At 62.7% G+C, this 18,278-nt stretch carries 21 protein-coding genes; 17 read left to right on the forward strand and 4 right to left on the reverse strand.

Annotation, left to right across the window (positions count from 1 at the left end):
- The first annotated feature begins 26 nt into the window (after positions 1 to 26).
- From GA0061105_RS00750 to GA0061105_RS00785, 8 genes are all read left to right on the forward strand, one after another.
- Entirely contained in the window at positions 27 to 446 is a 420-nt protein-coding gene (locus tag GA0061105_RS00750) for a cobalamin biosynthesis protein (RefSeq protein ID WP_092748255.1), read from the forward strand.
- Positions 447 to 516: 70 nt separating this feature from the next.
- Positions 517 to 1,467: a nucleoside hydrolase gene (locus tag GA0061105_RS00755; protein WP_092747389.1), complete on the forward strand. Its 951-nt coding sequence runs from the start codon at positions 517 to 519 to the stop codon at positions 1,465 to 1,467.
- A gap of 333 nt (positions 1,468 to 1,800) precedes the next feature.
- Complete coding sequence (gene cobA / locus GA0061105_RS00760) at positions 1,801 to 2,640, forward strand: uroporphyrinogen-III C-methyltransferase (RefSeq protein WP_064691927.1); 840 nt, start codon at positions 1,801 to 1,803, stop codon at positions 2,638 to 2,640.
- Positions 2,637 to 3,944, forward strand: a complete 1,308-nt coding sequence (locus tag GA0061105_RS00765; protein WP_092747391.1) for a cobyrinic acid a,c-diamide synthase CobB — start codon at positions 2,637 to 2,639, stop codon at positions 3,942 to 3,944. The genes cobA and GA0061105_RS00765 overlap by 4 nt, the downstream gene beginning before the upstream one ends.
- On the forward strand, positions 3,941 to 4,981 hold the full coding sequence (cobD, locus tag GA0061105_RS00770; protein WP_092747393.1) for a threonine-phosphate decarboxylase CobD: 1,041 nt from the start codon (positions 3,941 to 3,943) through the stop codon (positions 4,979 to 4,981). Before GA0061105_RS00765 ends, cobD begins: the two co-directional genes overlap by 4 nt.
- On the forward strand, positions 4,978 to 5,958 hold the full coding sequence (gene cbiB / locus GA0061105_RS00775) for an adenosylcobinamide-phosphate synthase CbiB (protein WP_092747395.1): 981 nt from the start codon (positions 4,978 to 4,980) through the stop codon (positions 5,956 to 5,958). The genes cobD and cbiB overlap by 4 nt, the downstream gene beginning before the upstream one ends.
- Before the next feature lie 80 nt (positions 5,959 to 6,038).
- Positions 6,039 to 6,239 (forward strand): ECs_2282 family putative zinc-binding protein, encoded by a 201-nt coding sequence (locus GA0061105_RS00780; protein WP_028756576.1) that lies wholly within the window; start codon positions 6,039 to 6,041, stop codon positions 6,237 to 6,239.
- 151 nt (positions 6,240 to 6,390) lie between these two features.
- On the forward strand, positions 6,391 to 6,819 hold the full coding sequence (locus GA0061105_RS00785; protein WP_092747397.1) for a L,D-transpeptidase: 429 nt from the start codon (positions 6,391 to 6,393) through the stop codon (positions 6,817 to 6,819).
- Here the strand turns inward: GA0061105_RS00785 and GA0061105_RS00790 are convergent.
- Positions 6,809 to 7,528 (reverse strand): Crp/Fnr family transcriptional regulator, encoded by a 720-nt coding sequence (locus GA0061105_RS00790; RefSeq protein ID WP_092747399.1) that lies wholly within the window; start codon positions 7,526 to 7,528, stop codon positions 6,809 to 6,811. The two genes, GA0061105_RS00785 and GA0061105_RS00790, sit on opposite strands and share 11 nt — an antisense overlap.
- Before the next feature lie 435 nt (positions 7,529 to 7,963).
- Between GA0061105_RS00790 and GA0061105_RS00795 the strand changes: the two genes are divergently transcribed.
- From GA0061105_RS00795 to GA0061105_RS00825, 7 genes are all read left to right on the forward strand, one after another.
- On the forward strand, positions 7,964 to 8,242 hold the full coding sequence (locus GA0061105_RS00795; RefSeq protein WP_003540486.1) for an acyl carrier protein: 279 nt from the start codon (positions 7,964 to 7,966) through the stop codon (positions 8,240 to 8,242).
- A gap of 198 nt (positions 8,243 to 8,440) precedes the next feature.
- Positions 8,441 to 8,923, forward strand: coding sequence for a 3-hydroxyacyl-ACP dehydratase FabZ family protein (locus GA0061105_RS00800; protein WP_092747401.1), 483 nt, complete (start codon positions 8,441 to 8,443; stop codon positions 8,921 to 8,923).
- Positions 8,920 to 10,125 carry a beta-ketoacyl-ACP synthase gene (locus tag GA0061105_RS00805; RefSeq protein ID WP_092747403.1) on the forward strand — a complete coding sequence of 402 codons (1,206 nt, stop codon included), beginning with the start codon at positions 8,920 to 8,922 and terminating at the stop codon, positions 10,123 to 10,125. The genes GA0061105_RS00800 and GA0061105_RS00805 overlap by 4 nt, the downstream gene beginning before the upstream one ends.
- A gap of 12 nt (positions 10,126 to 10,137) precedes the next feature.
- Entirely contained in the window at positions 10,138 to 11,424 is a 1,287-nt protein-coding gene (locus GA0061105_RS00810; RefSeq protein WP_092747405.1) for a beta-ketoacyl-ACP synthase, read from the forward strand.
- A gap of 57 nt (positions 11,425 to 11,481) precedes the next feature.
- The gene (locus GA0061105_RS00815) at positions 11,482 to 12,510 is read left to right on the forward strand and encodes a zinc-binding dehydrogenase (RefSeq protein ID WP_064691918.1); all 1,029 of its coding nucleotides are present in this window, start codon (positions 11,482 to 11,484) and stop codon (positions 12,508 to 12,510) included.
- 6 nt (positions 12,511 to 12,516) lie between these two features.
- On the forward strand, positions 12,517 to 13,452 hold the full coding sequence (locus GA0061105_RS00820; protein WP_064691917.1) for a lipid A biosynthesis lauroyl acyltransferase: 936 nt from the start codon (positions 12,517 to 12,519) through the stop codon (positions 13,450 to 13,452).
- 182 nt (positions 13,453 to 13,634) lie between these two features.
- On the forward strand, positions 13,635 to 14,327 hold the full coding sequence (locus GA0061105_RS00825) for a PAS domain-containing protein (RefSeq protein WP_208601606.1): 693 nt from the start codon (positions 13,635 to 13,637) through the stop codon (positions 14,325 to 14,327).
- A 6-nt stretch (positions 14,328 to 14,333) separates the two neighbouring features.
- Here the strand turns inward: GA0061105_RS00825 and GA0061105_RS00830 are convergent, their stop codons facing one another.
- The 3 genes from GA0061105_RS00830 to GA0061105_RS00840 all read right to left on the reverse strand — a co-directional run bounded on the left by GA0061105_RS00830 (position 14,334) and on the right by GA0061105_RS00840 (position 15,958).
- On the reverse strand, positions 14,334 to 14,693 hold the full coding sequence (locus tag GA0061105_RS00830; RefSeq protein WP_064691915.1) for a VOC family protein: 360 nt from the start codon (positions 14,691 to 14,693) through the stop codon (positions 14,334 to 14,336).
- Entirely contained in the window at positions 14,694 to 15,092 is a 399-nt protein-coding gene (locus GA0061105_RS00835; protein WP_092748257.1) for a polyketide cyclase, read from the reverse strand.
- Positions 15,093 to 15,163: 71 nt separating this feature from the next.
- Positions 15,164 to 15,958, reverse strand: coding sequence for a helix-turn-helix domain-containing protein (locus GA0061105_RS00840; protein ID WP_245304196.1), 795 nt, complete (start codon positions 15,956 to 15,958; stop codon positions 15,164 to 15,166).
- Positions 15,959 to 16,163: 205 nt separating this feature from the next.
- Here GA0061105_RS00840 and gndA point away from each other — a divergent pair, with 205 nt between their 5' ends.
- Positions 16,164 to 17,615 carry an NADP-dependent phosphogluconate dehydrogenase gene (gene gndA, locus GA0061105_RS00845; RefSeq protein WP_208601607.1) on the forward strand — a complete coding sequence of 484 codons (1,452 nt, stop codon included), beginning with the start codon at positions 16,164 to 16,166 and terminating at the stop codon, positions 17,613 to 17,615.
- 167 nt (positions 17,616 to 17,782) lie between these two features.
- On the forward strand, positions 17,783 to 18,277 hold the full coding sequence (locus tag GA0061105_RS00850) for a GNAT family N-acetyltransferase (RefSeq protein ID WP_092748259.1): 495 nt from the start codon (positions 17,783 to 17,785) through the stop codon (positions 18,275 to 18,277).
- Position 18,278 lies beyond the last annotated feature (1 nt).

Raw genomic sequence — 18,278 nt, forward strand, 5'->3', positions numbered from 1 at the left:
ACAGCAAGGGTACATTCGGCTGCTTCATGAGCGACATTTCTTTCAAGCCGGGACGGCGTTATGTGCTCGGGCTCGGCTGCGAGCACGGGACGCCGGTCGCGGAGGTGCAGGCGCTGGCCACCGCGGCGCTGGCGGCAGCCGGTATCGGTGGGGAGGAACTCGCCGCCATTGCTTCTATCGACAGCCGCCGTCAGGAGGCGGCAATCCTGGCAATCGCCCGGCATTTTTCCGTGCCGGCCGTATTCTTCGACGCGCCGCGGCTGGAGCGGGAAACGCCGCGGCTCAAAAATCCGTCGGCCATCGTTTTTGCTCGCGTCGGCTGCCATGGTGTTGCGGAATCCGCGGCGCTTGCGGCGATCGGCGATGATGCCGAGTTGGTGCTTGGCAAAATCAAATCGGCGCGGGCGACGGCGGCAGTCGCCCGCGGCGGGTTGCAGAAAGCCTGATGGTCGCTATGGTGGCGGCAATTCGCGGCGCCAACCGGCAGCCTCGCGATTCACATCTAGAGGAAAAATCATGCACAAGGTCATTTATGACACTGACCCGGGCGTTGACGACGCCATGGCGCTTCTCTTCCTGCATCGCCATCCCGAAATCGATCTGATCGGCATTACCACGGTCTTCGGCAATGCCTCGGTCGAGACGACGACGCGCAATGCACTCTTCCTCAAGCGCGAATGGGACATTCCGGCGCCCGTCGCCAAGGGCGCCAGCATCACCATCGACGCCGCGCGCGCCGAGCGGGAATGGCCTTCCATGGTGCATGGCGACAACGGTCTCGGTGATATCGAGGTTCCAAAGACGATCGATTTGCCGCTCGATCCGCGCCCGGCGCACCGCTTCATCATCGAAACCGTGCGCGCCCATCCAGGCGAGGTGCGCCTCGTCGCGGTCGGCCGGATGACCAATCTGGCGCGGGCGCTGAAGGAAGATCCAGAGATCGCGAACCTGGTCAAGGACGTCGTCATCATGGGCGGCAATTTCTATGTCCCCGGCAATGTCTCGCCGGTCGCCGAGGCCAACATTCACGGCGATCCCGAGGCTGCCGACATCGTCATGACCGCGCCGTGGAAGGTCGCCGTCATCGGTCTCGACGTTACCTCGATCACCACCATGAGCCGCAGCTATCTCGGCAAGATGGCGGCCGAGGGCGATGGGGCGGTGAAGCTGCTCGACGCACTCTCGCAGTCCTACATCGATTTCTACAAGCATGCGGTCGATGACGGCATGATGGTGCATGACAGCTGCGCTGCGGTCTATGTCGTGGCGCCGGAACTGTTCTCGTCGATATCGGGCGCGGTGCGCGTCGTCTGCGGCGGCATTGCCGACGGCCAGACGATCGTCAAGCCGGACGGTCGCCGGTTCCCGCCCGGCGATTGGGATGATCGGCCGAGCCAGATCGTCACCACAGGGATTGCGTCGGAAAAGGTCCTGAAGCTGATCCGCGATACGCTGCTTCGCAGCTGAGTGTCTTCAAAGCCGATTGCATTGTGCTTGGCCACAGCAGGCGTCGCTTGGAGTCATCCTCGGCACAAGGCCACAGCAATACGGCCGCTTGATCTCCGCAACGCCGGGATTGCTCGCGGCGGCCATTATTCGCCCAGCAAACTAATTGGGCGCGCCGGCGGAGCCGCGCAGTCGGTCGAGGGGTGATATTATAATGTATTCATATTGCTGCGGATCTTTCCTGCGATCTGGAATCCGCTTGTTCGCAAAGTGATTCATCCTCGTTTCAGCAACTTCAAGTGAGGTGGCGCGGGCGGCGTTGACCTTGGCCCTTGCTGGGCCTAGATCAACAAAATGTTGAATAGCGCATTTTCCCATTTGCCGGCGTTGGAGCCGGGCAGCGTCTGGCTGGTCGGGGCCGGTCCGGGTGATCCGGGCCTGCTGACTCTGCTGGCCGCCAAGGGGCTCGCCGAGGCAGATGTGATCGTCCATGACGCGCTGGTCAATGAGGACTGTCTGAGGCTCGCGCATCTCGGCGCCGAACTCGAATATGCCGGCAAACGCGGCGGCAAGCCCTCGGCGAAACAGCGCGACATTTCGCTGCGGCTGGTGGAGTTAGCGCGTGCCGGCAAGCGGGTGCTGCGGCTGAAGGGGGGCGATCCCTTCGTTTTCGGGCGCGGCGGCGAGGAGGCGCTGACGCTGGTCGAACACAATATCCCGTTCCGTATCGTGCCAGGCATCACCGCCGGTATCGGCGGACTTGCCTATGCCGGCATTCCGGTGACGCATCGCGAGATCAATCATGCGGTGACGTTTCTCACCGGCCATGATTCCTCCGGCATCGTGCCTGACAGGATCGACTGGGAAGCGATTGGCAAGGGTTCGCCCGTGATCGTCATGTACATGGCGATGAAGCACATCGCACAGATCAGCGCCAAACTCATTGCTTCGGGCCGCTCGCCGTCCGAGCCGGTGGCTTTCGTCTGCAATGCGGCGACCGGTGCACAGCAGGTGCTGGAGACGACGCTTGGGCAGGCGACCGAGGCTGTCACCGCCTCTGGGCTCGAGCCGCCGGCGGTGGTCGTCGTCGGCGAGGTGGTGCGGCTCCGAGCCTCGCTCGATTGGCTCGGCGCTCTCGCCGGACGACGGCTGCAGCCCGATCCGTTCCGCCAGTCTGGCCAGGTGCTGGCATGAGCGGCCTCCTGATCGCAGCTCCTTCTTCCGGTGCCGGCAAGACGACGGTGACGCTCGGCCTGCTCAGAGCTTTGCGTCGGCGCGGCATCGCGGTCGCGCCCGGCAAGGCCGGCCCCGATTATATCGATCCCGCCTTCCATGCGGCCGCAGGCGGCACGCTTTGTCTGAATTTCGATCCCTGGGCGATGCGGCCGGAGCTGATCTCAGCCAATGCCGCTCTTCATCGCTCCGGCGACCGTATCCTCGTCATCGAGGCGATGATGGGGCTGTTCGACGGGGCGGCCGACGGCAAGGGGACGGCGGCGGATCTGGCCGCCCAGCTCGGCCTTTCCGTGGTACTGGTCGTCGATGCCTCGCGGATGTCGCAATCGGTAGCGCCGCTGGTTGCCGGTTTTGCCGGCTTCCGCGCCGATGTCCGCGTTGCCGGCGTCATCCTCAACAAGGTCGGAAGCGACCGGCACGAGGCGATGCTGCGTCAGGCGCTCGAGGCGATCCGCATGCCGGTGATCGCCGTGATCGGCAGCGATAAGGCGCTTGCCTTGCCGGAGCGCCATCTCGGCCTTGTACAGGCGGGGGAACATGCGCGCCTTGAAAGCTTCATCGAGCAGGCGGCGGATGCCGTCTCCGAGGAATGCAATTTCGAATTTCTGCTGCGTATCGCCAGGCAGGGCCTCAACCGGCCATCGGCCGCCAATATCGATCGCCTGCCGCCGCTCGGCGCTACCATTGCGGTGGCCCGCGATATCGCTTTCGCCTTTTCTTATGAACATATGCTGCTTGGCTGGCGGCGGCGGGGTGCTGCGATTTCCTTCTTTTCGCCACTCGCCGACGAGGCGCCCGCTGCCGATGCGGATGCGATCTATCTGCCCGGCGGCTATCCCGAACTGCATGCCGGCAAGCTCTCCCAGGGGCCGAATTTCCGCGCCGGCCTGCTCGATGCGGCGGCGCGCGGCATCCGGATTTATGGCGAGTGCGGCGGCTACATGGTGCTCGGCGAAGGGCTGATCGACGCAGAGGGCAAGCGTCACGAAATGCTCGGCCTGCTGCCCGTCGTCACCAACTATGCCGCACGCAAACGCCATCTCGGTTATCGCCACGTCATGCCGGTCGATCATGCGATTTTTCATCGGGCGATGACGGCACATGAATTCCACTATTCCACCCTCGTCTCCGAAGGTGACGGCGAGCGGCTGTTTCACGTCCGGGATGCGATTGGAACCGATCTCGGCCCGGCAGGGCTCCGGCGCGGCCAGGTGGCGGGGTCGTATATGCATCTGATCGATCTCGCCGGGATCTCCGCGTGAGCGCGCCGATCGCCCATGGTGGCGGCATTACCGCCGCCGCTGCCGCTTTTGGCGGCAGGCCGGAGGATTGGCTCGACCTTTCCACCGGCATCAATCCGTGCCCGGTCGCTCTGCCGGAGATCCCGGCAAGGGCTTGGCACCGCCTGCCGGACAGCTATCTGGTCGATGAGGCAAGGCGGGCTGCGCGCGATTATTATGGGAGCGGCGAAATCCTGCCGCTGCCGGTGCCCGGCACGCAATCGGTGATCCAGCTTCTGCCACGGTTGCTAACAAAGGGTATGGGCGCCGGGACTGGCGACGGGGTCGCGATGGTGGACGGCAGGGTCGCCGTCGTGGCGCCGACCTATGGCGAATATGCGCGCGCCTTCATTTCGGCCGGCTATGAAGTCGATGCCGTCGATGATCTCGCTTCGATCGGCGCCGGGCATCGGCTTGCCGTCGTCGTCAATCCGAATAATCCCGACGGGCTGAGATGGCCAGTCGAAACGCTGATTAGCCTGCATGACAGAATGAAGGCGGCAAACGGACTTCTCGTTGTCGACGAGGCCTTCGGCGATGCCGATCCGGCGGTCAGTCTCGCCGGCAACGCTCGGAGGCTCTCAAACCTGGTCATTTTCCGCTCCTTCGGCAAATTTTTCGGGCTCGCCGGCCTGCGGCTGGGTTTTGCGATTGCGCGTGACGATATTCTCAAGCGTTTCGAGGAGTGGCTCGGCCCCTGGGCAGTCTCCGGGCCGGCGCTTTCGATAACAGGCTCGCTGCTGCGGTCGGATGTTGCTCCCATCCGCCGGCTTATCGATGAGCGCGCCGCCGGTCTTCATGCGGTTCTGACCGACGCCGGGTTGCGGATCGCAGGAGGCACAGCGTTGTTTACCCTCGTCGACGATGCCAGGGCGAGCGACATTTACACGCATCTCTGCCGGCATCATATTCTCGTCCGCAAGTTCGACTATGCGCCGGGATGGTTGCGTTTCGGGCTGACGCCCGATCCGGCGGCGGACCTGCGGCTTGGCGAAGTCCTTCAGAGATTTGAGCGATGACGATCGACCAAAACCTTCTTGTGCTGCTGCTGGCGCTGTTGCTCGACCGGATCGTCGGCGATCCGCAATGGCTCTGGTCGCGGGTGCCGCATCCCGTTGCGGTCTTCGGCGCGGCGATCTCCTATGCCGACCAGCAGCTCAACCCTTCAAGCCTCACCGGTCACCAACGCCGGATGAATGGCGTCGCCGCCATCCTCGCATTGCTGCTGCTTGCCCTGTCGGCGGGATTCGTGCTCGACCGGTTTTTCGCGCTGTTCGGCCTGGCCGGCCTCCTGCTTGAGACGGGACTGGTGGCAATCTTTCTCGCGCAGAAGAGCCTTGCCGATCATGTCACCGCCGTTGCCGTCGGCCTGCGCGACCACGGGCTGGCAGGGGGGCGGGCCGCCGTCTCCCGCATCGTCGGGCGCGATCCCGAGACTCTGGATGAGCCGGCCGTCTGCCGCGCAGCGATCGAAAGCCTTGCCGAAAATTTCTCCGATGGCGTCGTCGCACCGGCTCTTTGGTATGCCGTCTTTGGCCTGCCAGGGTTACTTGCCTACAAGATGCTGAACACGGCGGATTCGATGATCGGCCACAGATCGGAAAAATATATCGATTTCGGCTGGGCGGCTGCCCGGCTCGACGATGTCGCCAACTGGCCGGCCGCGCGCCTCTCGATCCTGCTGATTGCGGCCGGCGCCTGGATCCGGCGCGGCACCAGCGCCTGCCGCGAGGCGATCCGGGTGGCGATGCGCGACGGCGGCCTGCACCGTTCGCCGAATTCGGGACGGCCGGAAGCGGCGATGGCGGGTGCGCTGGATGTTCAGCTTGCCGGACCGCGCATCTATGGCGGCGTGCTCGTTACCGAGCCGATGATCAATAATCCCGGGCGGGATATCGCGACATTTGGTGATATCGAGGATGGTGTTTCGGTGTTTCACGCCAGCTGCATGGTGCTGACCGGTTTCACATTCGGGTTGTTTTTGTGTTTTCTGTAGGAATTGACGGTCCGGTGGACACGGCCAGTGCAAACGTTTATTCGAACCGCCTCGTATCCTATCAGATCGGAAGTAGAGCGATGACAGTTCAGGTTGAATTACCGTGCCCGAAGTGCAAGAGCACCAAGATGAAATTCGAGCGCCCAGAGATCCGCGAGACCGACATCATCACCTGCGCCGCCTGCGGCCATAATCTCGGCACGATGGCCTCGATCCGCGAGAAGATGAACAAGGCTTATCAGCAGTTGAAGCAGCCTTCGGCGGCGCGCAAGCTGCAGTAGGAGGGCGACGCGTCTCCTGCGGCGCCCAATCCCGGGCTTTCCCCGTTAGAATTGTGATTACCATTCGGGTTAAAGCTATATAATAAGTATCGTCGTAGTCTCTCTGTCGTGAGGGCGCAGTTAAAATGCGCGGGTGCGAAGAGGGGCTATCATGAAGAAGATCTTTGCGGCTGCGGCCGCAAGTTTATTGCTGCAGTTTTCTCTGGCTGCGGCTGAGGCAGCAACGCTGGTTGCCAAGATCAGCATCGACAAGCAGACGATGACCGTCACCAAGAACGGCTTTGTCAAGTATCGCTGGAAGGTGTCGACAGCACGCCGCGGCTATGTCACGCCGACCGGTACGTGGAGCGCCAAGTGGCTGTCGCGCGATCACCGGTCGCGCAAATACGACAACGCGCCGATGCCCTACGCCGTGTTCTTCAACGGCGGTTACGCGGTTCACGCCACCTTCGATCTGAAGCGCCTGGGAAGGCCGGCCTCTCACGGCTGCGTGCGTCTGCATCCCGACAATGCGGCGCAGTTCTTCTCGCTGGCGCGGCAGGCCGGGCTTGCCAATACCCGGGTGGTCATCACGCGCTAACCCTCTCCAACGCGTCCATATCGGGCACGAGGATGTGTCGGAAATTCTCGATGTGGATGACGCCGCTCTTGCGCAATCGTGTCATCTGCCGGCTGACGGTCTCGATCGTCAGCCCGAGAAAATCAGCGATCTCGGCGCGCGATAGCGGCAGGTCGAAAGCGGTGCTTGTCGCCGTTTGCGGTTCCGCGTGGGCGGCAATGAGGTAAAGCAGGCTTGCGACCTTCTCTTCCGCCGTGCGCCGGCCGAGCGTCAGCATCCATTCGCGCGCGGCGTCCAATTCCCTCAGCGCCTGATCGTGCAGGCTGCGCTGCAGCTCTGGCGTCTCCGCTATCATGCGGTCGAGCAGGCTGCGCGGGAAAACACATAATTCGGCATCGGTCGCAGCCTCGGCCGATAGCGTGCTTTCGCGCACGAAGGGCCTGCCGACGAAATCAGGGGCGAATTGCAGGCCGACGATCTGCTGGCGGCCGTCCGGCATCACCTTGCAGAGCTTCACCACGCCGCGCATGATATTGGAATAGAACGAGCTTTCCGATCCTTGCGCGACAATTTCGGAACCGGCTTCCACCTTCCGGCGCAGCGAGTGCCGGCCGAGCTCCTTCAACTGGCTGCTCGACAGGGCGCCGCAGACGACGCCGTGCCGCGCCTGGCAGGAACGGCAGGCGACTGGCGTGCCGGCGTCGGGAATCTCATAGCGTGCGATATCCATGTCCTGATCCCATCAAAACTCGCGGCATGTCCGGGGCATGGCTCGCGTACAATAACGATTACGCCGCGGTGGCGGTTTCGGCTATCCTGATTTCTTCCCGCCGGGCTTGATGAATATCAATTTCGAAGCGGCTGCGATTTGATCCAGATCAAACTTTTCCGGGTCTCAGCTGCTGTAGATGGCGTGCTTGCGCTTTGGTGCGTCGCGCCAGCCTCGAGGGATTTGATTCGGACGGCGCTTGGCATCCGGCGGACGGGGCGGCTTTTGCGCAATGGCATCGCCTCCTGCCTTTGGGGCCTGCATGGGCCGCCATTCCATTGCTGTTTAGGCAACACCCGACCGGCAAATTGCCGCAACGCCGGGACGAAAGCATTGGCTTTTGAAATGGATTTGCCTATGAGGGGGTTTAAATCGTCATTTCATGAGGTACAGCGCGTGACCGCTACATTCGATAAAGTTGCCGACATTATTGCAGAAACCAGCGAGATCGATCGCGCCACGATCACGCCGGAGAGCCATACGATCGACGACCTCGGTATCGACAGCCTCGATTTCCTCGATATCGTCTTTGCGATCGACAAGGAATTCGGCATCAAGATCCCGCTCGAAAAGTGGACGCAGGAAGTCAACGAAGGCAAGGTTTCCACCGAAGAATATTTCGTGCTGAAGAACCTCTGCGCCAAGATCGACGAGCTCAAAGCCGCCAAGGCCTGAGCGACACACCAGTCTTTTTTGAACGCCCTGCCGCCCTGACTATGGCGGCCGGGCGGTTTCGTTCCTAATTAGTGCACGCCGCCCAAAAGTGTGCAGCGGTCTTGGGACAACGGCAGGCACAAAAACAAAGACCTGAAGTGCGACGCGCTTCAGGCGTCACCGGCGGGCGGATACGGCCTGTCGGGCCGGAGGATCCGAATGCTGCTGGAATATTTCCAGATGATTGACCGCGTCGAAGCGGTGGACCTGAAGAAGGCTACGCTGACGGCGCGATCCGTCGTGCCGGCCAAGAGCCCCGTCTTCGAAGGCCATTTTCCCGGCATGCCGCTCGTTCCCGGCGTGCTTTTGATCGAGACGATGGCGCAAGCCTCCGGCATGCTGGTGCTTGCCGCCACCGATTTTGCTGCCATGCCCTTCCTGATGTCGGTCGACGGCGCCAAGATGCGCACCTTCGTCGAGCCGGAAGCCGTGCTCGACATCGAGGCGGTGCTGGAGCATGACGGATCGGGTTTCGCGGTCACCAAGGCCAAGATCACCAGCGGCGGCAAGAAGGTCTGCGATGCGCAGTTGAAACTGCGTACCATGCCATTCAGCGAGGTTCCGCTTGGCGATATCGTGAAAAAACGCGCCGGCGAGGTCGGGCTTCTCGAAGCGATCGCAGCGCAGGGAGTGATTGGATGAGCAAGGCTGCAAACGACGTCGTCATTTCAGGCGTCGGCATCGTCACCTGTCAAGGCGTCGGCAAGGATGCGCATATCGCGCTGCTTTCGGCCGAGGGCGCGCCGACGGCTATCGTCGAGACCGAGAAATTCAAACCCTATCCGGTGCATCCGCTGCCCGAGATCGACTGGTCGCAGCAGATCGCCAAGCGCGGCGACCAGCGCCAGATGGAGAACTGGCAGCGCATCGGCGTGTTTGCCGCCGGTCTCGCGCTTGACGACGCAGGGTTCAAGGACAATATCGAGGCCTGCGGCACGATGGACATGATCGTTGCGGCGGGCGGCGGCGAGCGCGATATCAACGTCGACACGCTGATCGTCGACGAGGGCCTGAAGCGCAACGACCGCGAACTGCTGCTCAACGAGAAGCTGACGACCGAGCTGAGGCCGACGCTGTTCCTGGCGCAGCTTTCCAACCTGCTTGCCGGCAACATCTCCATCGTTCACAAGGTCACCGGCTCCTCGCGTACCTTCATGGGCGAGGAAGCGTCGGGTGTTTCCGCCGTCGAGACCGCTTTCTGGCGCATCCGCTCCGGTGAATCCACCCACGCGCTGGTCGGTGGCGCCTTTGCCGCCGAGCGCCCCGATATGATCCTGCTCACCGAAGCAGTCGGCGCCCACACGCGCGGGCAATGGGCGCCGCTCTGGTCGCGCTCCGGCCTCGATGGTGGCGGCATGATCACCGGTTCCGCTGGCGCTTTCCTGGTGCTGGAATCGCGCAAGCATGCGGAAGAGCGCGGCGCGCACATCTATGCGACGATCAGCGCCGTCGAAGGCGATCGCGGCAATCGCGGCGCCGGTAATTTCGAAACGCGCATGGAACGGCTGTTGAAGCCCGCCGCCGAGCTGCCGGCAGAGACCACGGCGATCTTCTCCGGCTCGACCGGCATGCACGAGATCGCCGCCCGCGAGAAGGCGGTGCTGGAGCATCAGCTTCCGGGTGCTGCGATCCGCGGCTTCGGCGGCGTTTCCGGTCACACGATCGAAGCTCAGTTTCCGCTGGGGCTGGCGCTCGCAGCTCTTGCCATCGATGCTAAGGCCAAGGTTCCGCCCTTCGATACAGCCCACGAAGCGCCGATGAAGGCGGGCACGAAGGCAGCCGTCGTAACGACGGTAGGACATCAGCGCGGCGAGGGCGTCGCCGTTCTTTCCGCAGAGGCGTGAGGAGAGAGATATATGACAGCTTCCGCTTACAGGGATCACCTCGGTCGACCGATCGTCGCGGTGACCGGCATGGGCATCATCACCTCGCTCGGCCAGGGCCTCAAGGATAACTGGACCGCCCTTTCCTCCGGAATCTCGGGCATCCACGCGATCAACCGCTTTCCCACAGAGGGTCTCTCGACACGGATTGCCGGCACTGTCGATTTCATCGAAATCCCCGTGCCGAACGCCGTCGAGCGCTCCTATGCATTCGCGCGCGAGACGACCGTCGAGGCGTTGGCCGACGCCGGTCTGTCAGGCGATTTCAATGGCCCGCTGTTCCTTGCGGCGCCGCCGATCGAGCCGGAATGGAGTGCCCGTTTCGAGCTTGCAGACCGTTCGCCGGCCGCCGAGCATCCGGGCGATGCCTATGAGCGCTTCCTGACGGCGCTGCGCCAGCGGCCCGACCCGGCCTTCCACGAAGCGGCACTGTTCGGTGCGATTTCCGAGCGCCTTGCCGACCGGTTCGGCACGCGCGGCCTTCCCGTGACGTTGTCGACGGCCTGCGCCTCCGGCGTCACCGCTATCCAACTCGGTATCGAGGCGATCCGCCAGGGCCGCACCGATCGTGCACTGACGGTCGCCACCGACGGGTCGCTCAGCGCCGAAGCGCTGATACGCTTTTCGCTTCTGTCGGCGCTTTCGACGCAGAACGATCCGCCGACCAAGGCCTCCAAACCGTTCAGCAAGGATCGCGACGGCTTCGTCATTGCCGAGGGTGCGGCGACGCTGGTGCTGGAATCGCTGGAATCGGCAGTTGCCCGCGGCGCGAAGGTGCTCGGCATCATGAAGGGCGCCGGCGACAAGGCCGACAGCTTCCACCGCACCCGGTCGTCGCCGGACGGCGGTCCGGCGATTTCGACCATCCGGGCGGCGCTTGCCGATGCCGGCATCGACGAGAGCGGCATCGGCTACATCAATGCGCACGGCACCTCGACGCCTGAGAACGACAAGATGGAATATGGCGCAATGTCTGCCGTCTTCGGCGAACGGCTCGTCGGCATTCCGGTTTCGTCGAACAAGTCGATGATCGGCCATACGCTGACGGCGGCCGGCGCGGTCGAGGCGGTGTTCTCGCTGCAGACGATGCTGACGGGCACGCTCCCGCCGACGATCAACTACACCAATCCCGATCCGTCGATCGTGCTTGATGTCGTGCCGAACAAGAAGCGAGAGGCCCCGGTTTCGGCCGTGCTTTCCAACTCCTTCGGCTTCGGCGGGCAGAATGCCAGCCTTGTCATGGCGCTCGAACCGGCTTAAGCGGTTCCCGACAATTTTGATGACAAGAAAAACGCCTTCGAGGCGAGGGATTTTGCCATGCGCGCTTTGCAACTGATCGACGACCGCAAGCTTGAGATCACCGACCTGCCGGAACCGGACGCGCCTGCTGCGGGCGAGGTGACGCTGCGCGTCAAGGCGGTCGCGCTCAACCATATCGACGTCTGGGGCTGGCGCGGCATGGCCTTTGCCAAGCGCAAGATGCCGCTCGTCATCGGCGCGGAGGCCTCCGGCGTCGTCGAGGCGATCGGGCCAGGCGTCGCCAACGTGCTGCCTGGCCAGCTGGTCTCGATTTATGGCGCACGTACCTGCGGCCTCTGCCGCCCGTGCCGCGAAGGCCGCGACAATCTCTGCGAACACGTCTCCGGCGTGCACGGTTTCCATCTGGACGGTTTCGCGCAGGAAAAGGTCAATCTGCCGGCGCGTCTGCTGGTTCCCGCGCCTCCCGGCGTCGATGCCATTGGGGCGGCACTGGCGCCCGTCACCTTCGGTACGGTCGAACATATGCTGTTCGACAATGCCAAGCTCGAGCCCGGCGAGACGATCCTCGTCCATGCCGGCGGCTCGGGCATCGGTACGGCGGCGATCCAGCTTGCCAAGAAGATCGGCTGCACCGTGATCACCACGGTCGGCTCCGACGACAAGATCGAGAAGGCCAAGGCGCTCGGCGCCGATCACGTCATCAACTACCGGACCGATCGCTTCGAAGGCGTGGTGCGCAAGCTCACCAGGAAGAAGGGTGTCGACGTCGTCTTCGAACATGTGGGGAAGGACACTTGGGCAGGTTCGATGCTCTGCATGAAGCGCGGCGGGCGTCTCGTCACCTGCGGCTCGACATCGGGCGTTTCCACAGAGATGAACCTGATGATGCTGTTCCAGCAGCAATTGAAGCTGTTCGGCTCGTTTGGCTGCCGCATGGAGAACATGGCGGATGCGATGCAGAAGATGGGCCGTGGGCTCGTCCATCCCGTCATCGACACCGAAGTCGGCTTCGACGATATCGACCGGGCGCTGGAGCGGATGGAATCGCGCCAGATCTTCGGCAAGATCATTCTGAAGATGGATTGAGCCCACGTGAAGCTGATCATCACCCGGATCGTTCTGGCGCTCAGGAATTTCCAGCAATGGCTGGTCGCGCAGGCGATGTTCGGCTTCCTGAATATATTGAAGCTGTTTCCGGCCGATGGCGCGATCCGCTTTGCCGACAAGGTGATGCGCCGTCTCGGCCGGCGGACCCGCCGCCACAGACTGATGCTCGTCAATCTGCGCAACGCTTTCCCTGAGAAGAGCGACGCCGAGATCGAGGAGATTGCGCTCGCCAGCTGGGGAAACATGGGCCGGCTGGCGGCCGAATACGTCTTCCTCGACCAGCTCTTCGACTATGATCCCGAAAAATCGGAACCGGGCAGGGTGGAGGTGTCGGGCATCCCGATCTTTCTCGACCTCCGCGACAATCCGCGACCCTTCATCGTGTTCACCGGCCACACGGCCAATTTCGAGCTGCTGCCGGTGGCAGGTGCTGCCTTCGGGCTCACCGTCACCGTGCTCTTCCGGCCGCCGAACAATCCCTATGTCGCCAAGAAGGTGTTCGATTTCCGCAGCGCGCGCATGGGCAAGCTGGTGCCATCGCATGCCGGCTCCTCCTTCGCGCTCGCACGCCAGTTGGAAGCGGGCCAGGGGGTGGGCGTGCTCGTCGACCAGAAATTCGGCAAGGGCCTGAAGGGCACTTTCTTCGGACGCGAGGTGAAGACCAATCCGCTACTGCCGAAGCTGGTGCGTCAGTTCGACTGCGAGGTCTATCCGGCGCGCTGCATCCGCCTGCCGGGGAATCGCTACCGGCTCGAAATCGAGCCGCGGCTGGAGATGCCGCGTGACGTCAAAGGCAATCTCGACCTGCCGGCCGCTGCTCAGCTGCTCAACGACAAGGTGGAAAGCTGGGTTCGGGAATATCCGGAACAGTGGCTGTGGTATCACGACCGCTGGCAGATCAAGAAGACGCTCGCGCATTGAAAAAGCACACCCTGATTTATCAGCGGTGAAAAGCGGCAGGTGTTCTCGGATTGAAACCGAGTAAACTTCATGTTAGCCGTCACCACCAGGGCGCGAATAACGTCCACCTCAGGATGCATTTTAGGAAAATGTAGCCACGTCATTCGGACACGCCACTTGGGACAATGGGAGTGGGAGGCGTCTTGCTGGAGCTTTTTCGAGCCTTTTCCTTGCGTTGCGCGCAAATAGAGGAAGCCATACGTCTCGGCGACGACCGGCGCGTCATGTCGCTCGACCGGCACGTCGAGCCGCTGGTCGAGGCCATTCTGGCCTCCCGGGCAAGCAATCTGCTTGAAGTCCACATGCAACTGCAGTTCGTCAGCCATCTTCTCGCCCGTGACGCCGACGACAGCGCCAGCGTCAGAGAACATACGGCAGTGCTTTCCTTCCTGCTCGATCGCTATTTCGGCACGAATGCGCCGGACTGGCGGGCGCCTTCGCCGCAGGATGTGCGCATCGAGCCGCCGGCAGCCTACGTGCCGGAGACCGACAACGGCCAGTTCCTCAACGCGGCGATCCTAGAAAGCCTGCCGGATCGGGTGGCGGTGCTGACCAAGGACTACCGCTACCTCTATTCCAATGCTGCCAACAGCGCCCATCTCAACAGGAAGCCGATGGAGCTCATCGGGCGTCACCTATCCGAGTTCATCGGCGAGGAACGCTTTGCCGAATGCGCCAAGAACAAGCTGGACGCCTGTTTTGCCGGCGAGGAGATCGACTACGCCTATGAGCGCCCGCCTTGCGGCGGCGGATCGCGGCAGGTCCGCTGTCGCATGTCGCCGCTGCGCGATGCCGGCGGCACGGTGATCGGCGCTCTGATCGTGATGGATCGGTAATCCGATTTATGCGGTCGCCCAGACGGCGAGTTCGTATCCGTCGCGGTCGAGAAAATGGAAGCGGCGGCCGCCGGGAAAATCCGTGATCGGCCGGCAAATCGTGCCGCCGGCTCGTTCGACCGAGGTCAGCACTTCTTCCAGATCCCTTGCGTAGACGACGACCAGCGGGCCGCCCGGCCGCACCGGGCCGAAATCGGTAAAGCCGCCTTTCAGCCGGCCGTCGTCGAATTCGCAGTAGTTCGGGCCGTAATCGGTAAAACGCCAGCCAAAGGCCGAGCCGTAGAATTCCTTGGCGGCGGCGATGTCGGAGACGTTGAATTCGACATAATCGATGCGGCGGTCGTTGTTTTCGGAGCTTTGAGCCATCTATCTCTCCATCAGGGCTTTCAACATGACGAGATCCTTCTCGATATGCGCGGCATCGGCGGCAAACTGCGCGTCCGTCATGCCGGGCAGGCGCAGTAGCGTGAACATGACCTCGCAGCCATCGCTGTTCGGCACGATGCGCAGGGCATTATAAACCCTGAGCCCGGATTCGATCGTCACCGTATGGTCGATCACGCCGAATTCATTGGTCGGCACGAAGCTCACCTTGATGGTGCCGAGGGGACCATGGGCGATCCAGTCGGCGCCGTCGGGCTCGAAGCCGGTCGCAAGGCCGGAGGCCCAGAGCGGCATGTTCTCCGGCTTGCCGGCGAAATCGTAGACGTCGCGCCAGTCGCGCTCGATGGATCTATGGATGATTTTTGCAGGCATTGTCGCCATGGCTTGGAGGTCCTTGTATTTTGCTGTCCCTGAAATAATAGGGCCGGCCGGCAGCGTCTTGAACAAAACGGTCAGCCAGATACTTCTTCCCGCATGCCGAGTTGGTCGAGGATGAGCGCGGGCGTCAGCGTCGAGAGCGCGCCGACTTCGCGCGTCATGTGGGCCTGGTCGGCAAAGCCCGCTTCAAGTGCGATGCGCGCGAGTGACATCGTGTCCGACCTGCGGCAGAGGTCGAGGAAACGCTGGAACCGGCGGATGCGTTCCAGTGTCTTTGCGCCGTAGCCGAAATGGTGGTGGCAGCGGCGGCGCAGCTGCCGTTCGCTCATGCCCAGCCGGTCGGGCAGGCTGGAGGCCGGGCGGCCGCTGTCGGCAGCGGCGAAGATCAAGGCGGCGTCGCGGGCGGGCTCATCTTCATCGCACGCGGCTTCTTCAAGCAAACGGCCGAAAAGCGCTGCGGCGGTCTCGGGATCAGGGCAATCGCGGAGCCGCGCCTCGAATTCGCTCGTGTCTCTCCGGCCGATCTCGGCAAGCGGCACGGAGAGCCCGACCAGCGCCGAGAGCGGCGTCCTCAGCCAGGAGGCCGCGGCGCCCGGCGCAAAACGCGCGCCGATGATTGTCGAGCCCGGCCGGATGGCGGGAAAGGCAGCCGTCCTGTCGGGGCCGGCGACATCAAGCCGGCCGTCCATCCAAAGCAGATCGCAATAACCGTCCGGCACGATCGCCACAGCTGCAGGCGGTCCGTCGTGGAGCGTATTCGACCAGAGGCGGCTGAAATGGCGCCTCAGCGCCGGCGGCGGCGCATATTCGCGATAGCGACCGGCGCGGGCCGCAAGCAGCGCCGTATCTGGTGGTCTTTTCGATACCAAGCGATATCTCCCGAGGTCCGTTCGCATGATACACGAGATAGGGCTTGCGCGCAGGCCGGGTGAAGTTGCGGCTTTCGGCCAAGCTCCGATTGGAGGTTGTCGGACAAGTCGAATCATCAAGGTCGCAATTCATAGGTTTTGCGAACCGATTAGACCCTTGCCAGACTTGCCGTTTGAGCAAGAGAGTGCCACAACACCGGTCCAAATGACACATCGGAGGTTTGTCGTGGAAAAGGCAGAAATCGGACTGATCGGCCTTGCGGTCATGGGCTCCAACCTGGCGCTCAACATCGCGGAGAAAGGCAATAAAATTGCGGTCTTCAACCGCACGCCTGAGAAAACCGACGAATTCTACGAAAGCGCCGGTGATCTGAAGAAGCAGATCATTCCCTGCAAAACAATCGAGGAGTTCGTGGATGCGATCCGGCCGCCGCGTCCGATCATCATCATGATCAAGGCCGGTGACGCCGTCGACCAGCAGATGGAAGCGTTGCGCCCGCATCTCTCCAAGGGCGACATTATGATCGATGCCGGCAACGCCAATTTCCGCGACACCGTCGCCCGCTTCGACCGCCTCAAGAACACAGATCTCACCTTTATCGGCATGGGTGTTTCCGGTGGCGAAGAGGGTGCGCGCCACGGACCGTCGATCATGGTCGGCGGCACCGAGGAATCGTGGAAGCGCGTCGAGAAGGTGCTGACTTCGATTGCCGCCCGCTACAATGACGAGCCCTGCGTCGCCTGGCTCGGCAATGACGGCGCCGGCCATTTCGTCAAGACCATTCACAACGGCATCGAATATGCCGATATGCAGATGATCGCCGAAATCTATGGCATCCTGCGCGACGGCCTCGGCAAGAGCGCCTCCGAAATCTCGGGCATCTTCGGCGACTGGAACAAGGGCAGGCTGAACTCCTACCTGATCGAAATTTCCGAAAAGGTGCTCGCGGCAAGCGATCCCGTCTCCGGCGGACCGATGGTCGACATGATCCTCGACAAAGCCGGTCAGAAGGGTACCGGCAAATGGTCGGCGATCGAGGCGCAGAACATGGGTATCCCGGCAACGGCGATCGAAGCCGCAGTCGCCGCCCGCAGCCTCTCTTCAATGAAATCGCAGCGCGAAGCAGCCGAGAAGATCTTCGGCAATCTCGGCAACGCCTTTTCGACCGCCTACGGTCCCGAGCTCAACAAGGATCTGGAACTGGCTCTGTTTGCCGGTAAGATCGGGGCCTATGCGCAGGGCTTCGCCGTGATGGCGGAAGCTTCCAAGGAGTTCAACTGGTCGCTGCCGATGCCTGTTATTGCGAAGATCTGGCGCGCCGGCTGCATCATCCGCTCGCAGTTCCTCGACGAGATCACCAAGGCCTTCACCGATGCGCCTGACGCGGCGAATCTCATCGTCACGCCGGCTTTCTCGGCGATGGTCAAGGAATCGATCCCGGCGCTGCGCCGTGTCGTGACCGCCGCTCTCGCCGCCGGGCTGCCGGTGCCGGCGCTGACCTCGGCGCTCAGCTATTTCGACGCCTATCGCCAGGGCAGGGGAACAGCCAACCTCATCCAGGCCCAGCGCGATTTCTTCGGCGCCCACGGCTTCGATCGGCTGGATGGCAAGGATTTCCACCATGGCCCTTGGGGCAGCGGCGCTGCGACCTTCTGAGGTTCGCGGAGGACATGGAAAGGAAAGCCCGGCCGCCGCGCCGGGCTTTTTCGTGAAGTGCATTGCCTAGGCCGACACCTGTGTTGTTTCTGTTTGAGCCAGCTGTATTGTTGATTTTCGACTTCCCTTCATGGCATTTGCGGAAGATCGTTCCGGAGGACTACAGGGTGCATATCCGCTACGAGATGCCGGCAGATGTCGATGCGATCGAGGATCTGATTTCAGCTGCCTTCAAGCCGATGCCCTATAGCGAGGGCACGGAAGCGGAGATCATCCGGCGGCTTCGCCTGAGCGGCGATCTGGCGATATCGTTGGTTGCCGATGAGGAGGGGGAGATCCTGGGCCATGTCGCGTTTTCGCCGGTGACGATCGATGGTGTGCATGATGGCTGGTTCGGGCTGGGCCCGATTTCGGTCGCGCCGCAGAGACAGAGGCAGGGCATCGGCAGGGCGCTGATCGCCAGGGGAATCGAGTCGCTGAAGGCGATGGGCGCGAGCGGATGCGCGCTGATCGGCAATCCCGAGGTCTACGGTGGTGCCGGCTTCAGCAGCGACGGGCAATTAACATATCACGATCTCGACACACGGTTCGTGCAGCGGATCGTTTTTCGAGGGGCGGCGCCGAGCGGGGTGCTTCGGTTCGCTCCGGCGTTCGAAGAGTAGC

Source organism: Rhizobium aethiopicum (assembly GCF_900094625.1).
Lineage (GTDB): Bacteria > Pseudomonadota > Alphaproteobacteria > Rhizobiales > Rhizobiaceae > Rhizobium > Rhizobium aethiopicum.